Annotated in this window: 9 protein-coding genes, 1 tRNA gene and 2 rRNA genes; 6 read left to right on the top strand and 6 right to left on the bottom strand. The window is 62.6% G+C overall.

The genetic code is table 11. The features are described 5' to 3' along the window. The coding region (locus tag AC1DIM_RS19310) for an integrase core domain-containing protein (protein WP_477712097.1) at positions 1 to 360 on the top strand (360 nt) is incomplete at its 5' end. 79 nt (positions 361 to 439) lie between these two features. After that, positions 440 to 847 carry a hypothetical protein gene (locus tag AC1DIM_RS19305; RefSeq protein ID WP_477712096.1) on the top strand — a complete coding sequence of 136 codons (408 nt, stop codon included), beginning with the start codon at positions 440 to 442 and terminating at the stop codon, positions 845 to 847. Positions 848 to 1,590: 743 nt separating this feature from the next. On the opposite strand, the gene AC1DIM_RS19300 is transcribed toward AC1DIM_RS19305, so the two are convergent. Both AC1DIM_RS19300 and AC1DIM_RS19295 read right to left on the bottom strand, forming a co-directional pair. Further along, positions 1,591 to 1,664: transfer RNA gene (locus tag AC1DIM_RS19300), tRNA-Thr, on the bottom strand. Positions 1,665 to 1,850: 186 nt separating this feature from the next. Beyond that, complete coding sequence (locus AC1DIM_RS19295) at positions 1,851 to 2,741, bottom strand: DsbA family protein (RefSeq protein ID WP_477712095.1); 891 nt, start codon at positions 2,739 to 2,741, stop codon at positions 1,851 to 1,853. 180 nt (positions 2,742 to 2,921) lie between these two features. On the opposite strand from AC1DIM_RS19295, the gene AC1DIM_RS19290 reads away from it, so the two are divergent. From AC1DIM_RS19290 to AC1DIM_RS19275, 4 genes are all read left to right on the top strand, one after another. Then, the gene (locus AC1DIM_RS19290; protein ID WP_477712094.1) at positions 2,922 to 4,424 is read left to right on the top strand and encodes an alpha,alpha-trehalose-phosphate synthase (UDP-forming); all 1,503 of its coding nucleotides are present in this window, start codon (positions 2,922 to 2,924) and stop codon (positions 4,422 to 4,424) included. Next, entirely contained in the window at positions 4,414 to 5,244 is an 831-nt protein-coding gene (gene otsB / locus AC1DIM_RS19285) for a trehalose-phosphatase (RefSeq protein WP_477712093.1), read from the top strand. Before AC1DIM_RS19290 ends, otsB begins: the two co-directional genes overlap by 11 nt. A gap of 245 nt (positions 5,245 to 5,489) precedes the next feature. Continuing rightward, a complete protein-coding gene (locus AC1DIM_RS19280; protein WP_477712092.1) occupies positions 5,490 to 6,572 on the top strand; it encodes an ABC transporter ATP-binding protein in 1,083 nt (360 codons plus the stop codon). Positions 6,573 to 6,696: 124 nt separating this feature from the next. After that, complete coding sequence (locus AC1DIM_RS19275; RefSeq protein ID WP_477712091.1) at positions 6,697 to 8,115, top strand: DUF4032 domain-containing protein; 1,419 nt, start codon at positions 6,697 to 6,699, stop codon at positions 8,113 to 8,115. Between the two features lie 6 nt (positions 8,116 to 8,121). Here the strand turns inward: AC1DIM_RS19275 and AC1DIM_RS19270 are convergent, their stop codons facing one another. The 4 genes from AC1DIM_RS19270 to AC1DIM_RS19255 form a co-directional block, all read right to left on the bottom strand. Then, positions 8,122 to 9,516 (bottom strand): FAD-binding oxidoreductase, encoded by a 1,395-nt coding sequence (locus AC1DIM_RS19270; RefSeq protein WP_477712090.1) that lies wholly within the window; start codon positions 9,514 to 9,516, stop codon positions 8,122 to 8,124. Next, on the bottom strand, positions 9,513 to 10,007 hold the full coding sequence (locus AC1DIM_RS19265) for an SRPBCC domain-containing protein (RefSeq protein ID WP_477712089.1): 495 nt from the start codon (positions 10,005 to 10,007) through the stop codon (positions 9,513 to 9,515). Before AC1DIM_RS19265 ends, AC1DIM_RS19270 begins: the two co-directional genes overlap by 4 nt. Positions 10,008 to 10,213: 206 nt before the next feature. Next, a 5S ribosomal RNA gene (rrf, locus tag AC1DIM_RS19260) occupies positions 10,214 to 10,330 on the bottom strand. Between the two features lie 101 nt (positions 10,331 to 10,431). Beyond that, positions 10,432 to 11,369 (bottom strand): 23S ribosomal RNA (locus AC1DIM_RS19255); the annotation flags it as partial.

The raw sequence follows: 11,369 nt of genomic DNA, 5'->3' as shown, positions 1-11,369 counted from the left end.
GCGGTGTTGGAAAACATCATCGCCGAAACCGGCACCGTCCCGACCTATCTCAGGTGTGACAACGGGCCGGAATTCACCGCCGCGGCACTGATCGAGTGGTGCAACACCGCCGGCGTCGACACGGCCTTCATCGACCCGGGCTCACCCTGGCAGAACGGCTTCATCGAATCCTTCAACGCCCAATTCAGAAGGGAACAACTCTCCGGAGAAATCATGGACACCATGGCCGAAGCGAAGTATTTGGCCGACGAATGGAAAGCTATCTACAATCATGAACGGCCCCACGGATCCCTGGACGGCATGACGCCGAAACGCTACTGGGAAAACTGGACGCAAGAAAACCAATCAGCTATCGCATAGACGCTGGACTGCTAACGGGGGCCCAACCACGGACTTTCACGTCGGGCTCCGACTGTCCGTCGAACGCTACGGCTTGGTCTTGGCTGACATGGTCCAGCTCGTCGGCGAGCTCCTCGCCAGCGGAGACATCGACATCCTCAACCTGTCGTTGTGGGACGTTGCGAAGCTTCCCGCCAACGCCCCCGAGGGCAGCCGAACACTCGTCGAGCACTTCCTCGACCTGCCACGCCACAGAACAGTCATCGGTGTCGCTGGGCACATAGCAAGCGCCGCAGCAGTGCAGCGGGCACTCGACCAGGGGGCTGACCTCGCCTACATCGGCGAGGCCGCTATCGCCGACCACGCCTTCTCCCGTCGGGCAATTGCCGACCCCGGCTATCGCGCGCCGTCCTTCCCCGTAACACGGGACCACCTCCGCTCGGAGAAACTGGCGGAGTCGTTCGTGACGTACTTCGCGACCAACTGGCCTCAGCTGGTGGAAGGCTGACGTCACTAAACTCCTCCATTGCACGGTCGGACGCGGCGGCGGCAATCTTGCGGTGACCGCACGAACGCTCCTCCATGAGACCGACGCTATCCCCAGCTATCTCCGCAAGCGGAACTGCAAAACCGCCATTTCAAACTGCGACTTAACCGCCATTCCGGGTTGACAGTCACAGGTTTCATGTTTCATGCACTCCTCTGCTGAAGAGTCTCAGATCTCAATCTGACAGAAGGTCGCGGATATCGAGGTGTCTACGTTGAACGTTGCAGGTACAAATCTGAGAGCACCTCGCTGATAAGTGGACGTTTTGTCCAACCTGGCCGCCTCAGGCAACTTTTGACCTACAACCCGATTTCGCTTGCGGCCACATGCTGCCGACCAACCCGGTCCTGAAGTAGTTCAGGTTCGCCTTTACCGTGCCAATAATTGTCCGGCGGCGCTGATTGAGGTGAGTTAAAGGTGAGTCCCGGCTGGAATTGGTGGAGTCCAAGTCGTGTTCGGGAGTAACCGTGCAGGTCAGAACCTAATTTGGTCGGCAGGGGCATTCGAACCGAAGATCCGCGCCGGAAGTTTGCGGCAATCGGCAACTCGGGCGGGGCGTCCAAGACACTGGAACCGCAGGTCAGCGCCATTTGCGCCACTGCGGACGCATTAGAACCGACGAAAACCTGCCAAGTCCTACACAGAATCTGGTCCTGCTTGTCCAAGCACCCCGGAATAAAGCCGCAGGTCAAAGCCACAATGGGAGCCTCCTGTCAGATTCGAACTGACGACCCCCGCTTTACAAGAGCGGTGCTCTGGCCAACTGAGCTAAGGAGGCGCACCCGTACCGGGTGTGCGCCTGAACGGCGCTAGATAAGGTTAGCCCAAGTCCGCCCGCTCGTAAAAACGCGGCGCACCGCCGTCGTAAATAACGCGGCGCATCTCCCGGGCAGAACGAAACGAAAATGGCCCGGCCCCGGGGGTGAATCCGGAACCGGGCCATCAGCAGAGGCTCAAGCAGAGATCAGCCCTTGGCGGCGATCGCAGCCTGCAGGAAGTCCGGGAACGGCGTCGAGGCGCTCGCGCCCTTGCCCCACTGCTGGCCGTCAACGAAGACGGTGGGCGTGCCGGTGACGCCGATGGCGGCGGCCTGCTTGGTAGTGAACTTCACGAACGGGCGGTAAGTCTTCTCATCCACGCAGGTGTCGATGGGCTTGGCCCCGATGTCTGTGGCCATCTTCTTCAAGTCGTTGTCTGAGAGACCGGCGCTACCTTCGGCAGGCTGCTTGGCGAACAAAGAATCAACGAATTCGGCGTACTTTTCCGGGGACTCGTTCACAACACAGGCGGCGGCGTTTGCTGCCCGCGAGGAGTAGTTGGTCGAGGAGCGGCTATCCAGGAAGCCGAGGGCCCGGTATTCAACCGAGATCTTGCCGTCGTTGCGCAACGACGTCAGCTGTTCGTTGTACTGTGCTTCGAAGTTTTTGCAGACCGGGCAGATGAAGTCGATGTACAGGACCACCTTGACCGGTTTGCCGGCTTCAGCCGCAGCGCCGGGCGCGACCACTTCCGTCGGGGCAGTCTGGGGTGCGTCGCCCACGGAAGCGGCGTCAACACTGGCTGGCTCCAGCTTCGCGACGTCCGTGTTGGCGAGCAGGGTGATGCCGCCGTTGACGTTGCCGTTGGCCGGCGTCGGCCCCTGGTCGGCAATGGGAGCGTTCTGTCGCATGGTTGTGGTCACCACGAGGGCCACCACCGCAAGGATGGCCACCACAGCCACAACGATGCCCCAGCCGATCAGCAGCTTGTTGCGCTTGTCCTTCTTCAGCTGGGCCTCCCGGATCAGGCGGGCCTTCTCGCGCGCCTCCGAAGTGCGCTCAGCCTTGGACTTACGTATTTCATTTGCGGGGCTCATGTGTTCCTAGGGTCGATCGACATAGGGGGACCACTCTGTGGCGACTTCACTCATTTTAGGACAGAAACCTGAGAGCTTTCCTTTTCAAGTATTCGGCCCGGATAACCAACGGACGAATGGCCCCAAAGTATCCATCCTATTAAGGTTGCTTAAAGGCACAAGAAACCCCAGGGGGCCGCATTGCAAACACCAGTCCACGAAAAACCAACAGCAGTACCCGAACCGGGCCCACCCGCGCACGGCCGGAGTAAGCCCGCAAAGTACGACTTCATGGTGGTGTCCAACCGGCTGCCCGTTGACCGCACCACGCCAGGTGAGAGCGGCGACGACGGCTCCGGCTGGCGCCGCTCCCCCGGCGGCCTCGTGACCGCCCTCGCACCCATGATGACCAAGACCGACGGCGCATGGGTGGGCTGGCACGGGGCTCCGGACGAAACGGTCGAGCCGTTCAGCCACGGCGGCATGGACCTGGTCCCGGTCCAGCTCAGCACGGACGACGTGGAGCTCTACTACGAGGGGTTCTCAAACGCCACCCTGTGGCCGCTGTATCACGACGTCATCGCCCCGCCGGAGTTCCACCGGACCTGGTGGGACGCGTACCGCAGGGTCAATCAAAGGTTCGCCGACGCCGTCGTGCACCACGCGGACAAGGGCGCCACGGTGTGGGTCCAGGACTACCAACTTCAACTTGTACCGCGGCTGCTCCGCGAGGCGCGGCCGGACCTGAGGATCGGGTTCTTCAACCACATTCCCTTCCCTCCGCCGGAAATTTTCGCCCAGCTGCCGTGGCGCAAGGCCATCATCGATGGCCTGATGGGTGCTGACCTCGTAGGTTTCCAACGTCCCAGCGACGCCGGCAACTTCATGCGCTCCGCCCGCCGGTTCCTCGGCGCCAGCGTTAAGCAGCAGCAGGTGCATGTGAAGGGCCGCGACGGCGAAATCACCCACATCGCCAGGGCACAGGCCTTCCCCATCTCCATCGACGTGGCCCAGATCAGCAAACTGGCCCACAACCCGGAGGTCATCGAACGGGCCCGCCAGATCCGCCAGGACCTCGGCAACCCCAAAACCATCCTGCTGGGGGTTGACCGGCTGGATTACACCAAGGGCATCCGCCACCGGCTCAAGGCCTTCGAAGAGCTCCTCGACGAAGGCAAGCTGGCCGTCACGGACGCCACGCTGATCCAGGTTGCCAGCCCCAGCCGGGAACGGGTGGAGCAGTACCGGCTCCTGCGCGAAGAGATCGAGGGTACGGTCGGCCATATCAACGGCACGTACGACACCATCCAGAACACTGCTGTCCGCTACCTGCACCACAGCTACCCGGTGGAGGAAATGGTGGCGTTGTACCTCGCCGCGGACGTCATGCTGGTGACTGCCCTGCGGGATGGAATGAACCTCGTGGCCAAGGAATACGTCACGGCCCGCAAGGACAACGACGGCGCCCTGGTGCTCAGCGAGTTTGCCGGCGCGGCAGACCAGCTGAAGCAGGCCCTGCTGATGAACCCGCACGATATTGACGGCCTCAAGGACACCATCATGCACGCCGTCAATATGTCCCCGAGGGACGCTGCCCGCCGCATGCGCTCCATGCGCAAGCAAATCCTGGAGCACGACGTCGACCACTGGTCAGCCGACTTCCTCGCCGCCCTGAACGAGAAGGTTGTCCGCGATGACTCCTGACGGCCGCCCCGCCAAACAACCGCTCGCACTGTCCCCGGAACTCCGGGAGGCCCTGCGGCGCATCGCCAAGACGGAACACCTGCTGGTGGCCCTCGACTTTGATGGCACCATTTCCCCGATCGTCGACCGCGCCGGCGACGCCCGCCCCCTGCCGCGCTCGGCCGCCGCGTTCGCCGGCCTCGCCGCCCTGCCACGGACGACGACGGCGCTCCTCTCCGGCCGCGCCCTCGCCTCCCTGCGTGCGGTGGCTTCACCGCCGGTGGACACTCTGCTGATCGGCAGCCACGGGGCCGAAGCCTGGCTGGGTCCCGGCTCCGCGGAGCTGACACTCGATGAGGGCCAGCGCCTCCTGCTCGCTGAGGTACGCGGCGTGCTCGAGGACATCGTTGAGCAGGCGCCGGGGACGCTCCTGGAAGACAAGCCCGCCGGAGTCGTCCTGCACACCCGCCTCGCCGAGGACGATGTTGCCGAGGACGCGGTGGCTGCGGCCCGCTCGGTACTCCAGGACAGGAAAGGCGTCTTCCTCAAGGACGGCAAGCGCGTCCTGGAAACCTCGGTGGTCAACGCATCCAAGGGAGAGGGCCTCACGTTCCTTCGCCAGATCACCGGGGCAACCGCGGTCCTTTTCGCCGGGGACGACGTCACCGACGAGGACGCCCTGGGCCGCCTTGAGCCCGGCGACGTGGGCGTGAAAGTTGGTTTGGACTTCACCCAGGCCGAGTTCCGGGTGGAGGCGCCGGTTCACGTGGCCGAGCTACTGGAGGCCCTTCTTCAGGAGCGGAGCCAGGTGGTGGCCGAGGAGGGACCCGCCCCGCACTGACGAACCCGCACTGGCGGATCACTATGCCCAACCTCACGTGTGACCTCCGTAACATTGGCAACAATAAGCAAGTCATCTGACATACTCTTGGTTGTGATGTGGCGCACAGAACCGTGCGGCGTCACGCGATACTCCTCGGCCTCGGCCGGGGAGTACACGGCTGCAATGCCGTGGATAACTGAATTACATGAACCATTCACWACGGATCGTCCGGCACGTACCTGCCGGTGAAGGGATTGATAACTGTGGCTACAGTTACTTTTGATAACGCTACGCGTCTGTACCCGGGCACAGAGAAGCCCGCTGTTGACAAGCTCAACATTGAAATCGCCGATGGCGAGTTCCTGGTCCTCGTTGGACCCTCCGGCTGCGGTAAGTCCACCTCCCTGCGCATGCTCGCAGGCCTTGAGGACGTCAACGCCGGCCGGATCCTGATTGGCGACCGCGATGTCACCGATGTTCCGCCGAAGGACCGCGACATCGCGATGGTTTTCCAGAACTACGCGCTCTACCCGCACATGACTGTTGCGGACAACATGGGCTTCGCGTTGAAGATCGCCGGCGTCTCCAAAGAAGAGCGTGCCGAGCGCGTCCGTGAAGCAGCCAAGCTTCTCGACCTTGAGCAGTACCTSGAYCGCAAGCCGAAGGCMCTCTCCGGYGGYCAGCGCCAGCGTGTTGCCATGGGCCGCGCMATCGTSCGTAACCCRCAGGTCTTCCTCATGGAYGARCCGCTSTCCAACCTGGAYGCCAAGCTCCGTGTCCAGACGCGTACGCAGATCGCGTCCTTGACCCGCCGCCTGGGCGTCACCACGGTTTACGTCACCCACGACCAGGTCGAGGCCATGACCATGGGTGACCGCGTCGCMGTGCTGAAGGACGGCCTGCTGATGCAGGTGGACACCCCGCGCAACCTCTACGACAAGCCCAAGAACGTCTTCGTTGCAGGCTTCATCGGCTCCCCCGCCATGAACCTGCTCGAACTGCCCGTCGTCGACGGCGGCGTCCAGTTCGGCGGAACGGTTTACCCCGTGCCGCGCAACGTCCTCGAAGAAGCCCACGGCAGCACCGTCACCTTGGGGTCACGTCCCGAGGACCTCGAGCAGGCCGCGCATGGCGAAGGCCTCCAGGTCGAGGTCGACGTCGTTGAAGAACTTGGTGCCGACGCTTACGTTTACGGCCACACCACGCTGGACGGCAAGGACCACGACATCGTGGCACGCGTCGACGGTCGCCGTCCGCCGCTGAAGGGCGAGACGATTTACGTCCGTCCGCAGTCCGGCCATGTGCACCTGTTCGACACCAAGACCGGGCTTCGCCTGGGCGACTAATCCCCACCGCTGATCGAGCCTTACGAGATCGCTAACCCACGGCGGCTCTCCCCACTTCGGGAGAGCCGCCGTCGGCGTTTGAGCACTTTGCCCCTGGTGGCCCAATGTACGGAAGAATTGACTCATGACCGATGAAAACAGCGCCCAGTGGCACGACGAGCCCACCGACTATGCGCAGGTGGGCAAACTGCCCCGGTTTGAGGCGGCAAGCGCCAACGACTCCAAACTCGCCGCAGTCTCAAGTTCGCTGAGCATCACGGCGGCGGCAGCGGATCCTGAACTCCTGGACCTGCCCTGGCACATCGCCTTGGAGGACTGGCCGGCTGAAAACCTCGCGGCCCTCCCCCGCGGCATCTCACGTCACATCGTGCGTTTTGCGCACCTGGGCGGCTCCGTCATTGCCATCAAGGAAACTTCCGAGCACATAGCCCGCCATGAGTACCACATGCTCCGTAAGCTGGCCCGCCTGGATGTCCCCTGCGTTACCCCGGTGGCGGTCATCACCGGCCGCACCACCCTCGACGGGCGGCCGCTGAACCCGGTGCTGGTCACGCGCCACCTGAAGTTCTCCATGCCGTACCGTGCCCTGTTCTCCCAGATGCTGCGCAAGGACACCCTGACCCGCCTCATCGACGCCCAGGCGCTCTTGATGGTCCGGCTGCACCTCGTCGGCTTTTACTGGGGTGACGTGTCGCTGTCCAACACGCTGTTCCGCCGTGACGCGGGCGCGTTCGCCGCCTACCTGGTGGACGCCGAGACGGGCGAACTTTACCCCGACCTTTCCACCGGCCAGCGTGAGTACGATCTCGAAATCGCCCGCGTCAATATTGCCGGTGAGCTGATGGACCTCCTCGACGGCGGCCTGATCGAGGAGAAGGTGGACCCAGTCGCCACCAGCGAACTCATCATGGAAAGCTATCGCCGGCTCTGGGCTGAACTGACGGAAAAGGAATCCTTCGAGCTCGGCGAACGGTGGCGCGTGGCCGCCCGCATCCGGCGGCTCAACGAACTGGGCTTCGACGTCGAGGAATACGCCATCAAGACCACCCAGAACGGCTCCACCATCCAGCTCCAGCCCAAGGTGGTGGACGCAGGCCACCACATGCGCCGGCTGCTGCGTCTTACAGGCCTTGACGCGCAGGAGAACCAGGCCAGGCGCCTGCTCAACGACATGGACACCTTCCGGGCCGATAACAACCCGGGGATGGACGAGGAATACAGCGCGCACCTGTGGGTCAGCCAGGTCTTCGAACCGATCGTCCGCTCCATCCCGCGCGACCTGTCCCGCAAGCTTGAGCCGGCCGAGGCAGTCCACGAGGTCCTGGAGCACCGCTGGTATATGTCCCAGGAGCAGGCCCGCCACATCCCGCTCGCGGAAGCTGTGCAGTCCTATATTGATTCAATCCTGCGCCACCGCCGTGACGAGGCCGCCATCATGCTCAACCCGGACACAGACATGATCAAGATCCTCGAAGTGGAAACGGAAGAGTCGCGTTACGGCGCTGACGAATCAGCCGACGAGTACCCGGACGTGGACGACTAGGAGCCCTTAGATGGCCTTGCCGGGGTTCAGGATGCCGGCCGGGTCAAAGAGTGCCTTGATCCTCCGCTGGAGCTCCCGGACCGGTTCCGGCTGCTCAAGGCCCAGCCAACGCAGTTTGTACTGGCCGACCCCGTGCTCCCCCGTAATGGTGCCTCCCATGTCGAGGGCCGCGACGACGGAAGCATCCAGGGCGAGGTTCAGCCGGTCAAAGGAACCGGCATCCACGGAGCTGTCCTGCCGGTCGATCCAAAAAGTGGGGTGCAGGTTGCCGTCCCCGGCGTGCGCCACCACCTTCAGATTCACGTCATGCTTCGCTGCCAGGTTTTCGAGCGCCGCTACGTAGTCCACCAGGCGTGACCGCGGCACCGCAACGTCCTCGCCCACCCGGTACTGGTCGTCCACTTCCACACCACGGCTGTTCCGCCTCAGTTCCACAAGTTGTTCGGCTTCGGCGGTGGCTTCCGTGCTCACTGTTGCCCCGCCGGCGGCGAGGACGGAACGCACGACGTCGGCCTCCGCCGCAGCGCCAAACCCGTCCGTTTGAATCAGCAGCAGCGAACGGCCACGCGAACTCAGATCCGTGCCGTGGAGGTGGTCCAGCTGGGTCAGCGTGCCGCCGTCGAGCAGTTCCATGATGGCCGGCTGCACCCGGGCCCGGCCCACAGCCAGGACGCCCGCGGCGGCCTGCCGGAAGTCGGGGTAGAACGCCGCGATGGTGTGTACGTCACGTGGCAGGTACTTGAGGCGCACTGTCACCCCCACCACGATCCCAAGCGTCCCTTCGGACCCGACAAACAGACCCGTCAGGTCGTAGCCGGCCACACCTTTGAACGTCTGATGTCCTGTGTGAAGTAGGGATCCGTCGGCCAGCACCACATCCAGCGCCAGGACCGAGTCCCTGGTGACACCGTATTTGGCACAGCGCAGTCCTCCTGCGTTGGTGGCAACGTTTCCACCTATGGTCGATGTCCGGAAGCTCGCCGGATCCGGAGCATACATCAGGCCGTGGGGAGCTGCCGCTTCGTTGAGTGCAGCGTTAATGACGCCGGGCTCCACGACGGCGGTTTCGTCGTCCGCGTTCAGGTCAAGGATGCGGTTCATCCGTTCCAGTGACAGGACGATGCAGTTCCGGCTCGCATGCGCGCCCCCGGAAACACCTGTCCCCGCCCCGCGGGCCACCACCGCGACCCCGTGGGTGGCGCACAGCCCAAGGACGGCCTGGACGTCGGCCACCGTCCGGGCGAACACCACGGCTTTAGGAAGCTGGTAGTCCAGGACGGGGGCCTGGTCTACTGCGTACCTTTCCAGCGCAGCGTGCTCCGTGCTGACCTGATCCGCGCCGAGAGCCGCAACAAGCTCTTCAACCAAGCTGCCCGTCACCGTTGCTCTTCCGGGCGTCATTTAGCGGCCCCGCCCATGAACCTCACAAAACGGTCCAACACCTCTGGCCAGCCGGCAGCATAGGAGGCCCGAGCGGCAGCCGGGTCCTCGGCGCCCTCCCAGCCGTTGTGCACCAGCCGCACTTCTGTCCCCTCGGGAACAGCCCTGAAAGCCAGCCTCAGCTCGGTGGACCAGATAGCAGTCGTTCCGGGAAACCACGAGGCGTGGAAGGACAACGGCGGCTGCCAGTCATCGATTGTGCCCCAGACAGCAGTCCTGCCGTCGTCCGCCGTTTCCATGATGAAGTTTTCCTCGAACTCGACATAGGAACCGGCACCAAACACGCTCTGGGATTCGAGCGGCCACCACAGGTGGGTGTGATCCGTGAACCCGGCAAACGCCTGCGCCACCAGGCCGGGCACCGCCACCGTCAGCATGACCGGCTCGAGGCTCTCCGCTGGCTCCGGAAGAACAGGCACGGCATCGTCCGAGTGACTGAAAAGGTTGTCCATGGACGTCAACTCTACGCGGCAGCCCCGGACGCTCTCTCACTTGATTGCAGGCTTCCGGGGACGCTCTCGCAGTTGCTGCGGGTTTTCCCTGCACGCTCTTGCAGGTGGGTGTGGGCTGGGTGGTGGCCCACGCCTTGTTTGGTTTGTCTGGTTAAAGCGGGAGAGCCTCCAGAGTGTGTCTGGAGGCTCTCAACCTTTTAATGGTGTTCCGGCGGTGACCTACTCTCCCACACCCTCCCGGGTGCAGTACCATCGGCGCTGTGGGTCTTAGCTTCCGGGTTCGGAATGGGACCGGGCGTTTCCCCCACGCTATGACCGCCGTAACCCTTGCTCCACACCCTGCCGGTTTTGTGTGCCGCGGGGTGGGAAATCTGGTGGTTACAACATGCTTCCTGCCAGTGCTGGCAGGTGTGGTGTTGATTATTGTGTTGTGTTTTTTTGTTCCGTGACAGAAGCGAGCTTCCCGCTTAGATGCTTTCAGCGGTTATCCCATCCGAACGTAGCTAATCAGCGGTGCACTTGGCAGTACAACTGACACACCAGAGGTTCGTCCGTCCCGGTCCTCTCGTACTAAGGACAGCCCTTCTCAAATTTCCTGCGCGCGCAGCGGATAGGGACCGAACTGTCTCACGACGTTCTAAACCCAGCTCGCGTACCGCTTTAATGGGCGAACAGCCCAACCCTTGGGACCTACTCCAGCCCCAGGATGCGACGAGCCGACATCGAGGTGCCAAACCATGCCGTCGATATGGACTCTTGGGCAAGATCAGCCTGTTATCCCCGAGGTACCTTTTATCCGTTGAGCGACGGCCATTCCACAATGTACCGCCGGATCACTAGTCCCGACTTTCGTCCCTGCTYGAGATGTCTCTCTCACAGTCAAGCTCCCTTGTGCACTTACACTCGACACCTGATTGCCAACCAGGCTGAGGGAACCTTTGGGCGCCTCCGTTACTTTTTAGGAGGCAACCGCCCCAGTTAAACTACCCATCAGGCACTGTCCCTGACCCGGATYACGGGCCGAAGTTAGATGTCCAAAGTGACCAGAGTGGTATTTCAACGATGACTCCACCCSMACTGGCGTSMGGGCTTCAACGTCTCCCACCTATCCTACACAAGCCACTCCGAACACCAATACCAAACTATAGTAAAGGTCTCGGGGTCTTTCCGTCCTGCTGCGCGTAACGAGCATCTTTACTCGTACTGCAATTTCGCCGAGTTTATGGTTGAGACAGCGGGGAAGTCGTTACTCCATTCGTGCAGGTCGGAACTTACCCGACAAGGAATTTCGCTACCTTAGGATGGTTATAGTTACCACCGCCGTTTACTGGGGCTTAAATTCTCAGCTTCGCCAGCTTCGCC

This window comes from Pseudarthrobacter sp. 01T43, assembly GCF_056398665.1.
Note: the sequence above shows the minus strand (reverse complement) of the source record. Positions and strands in the feature narration are given on the sequence as shown.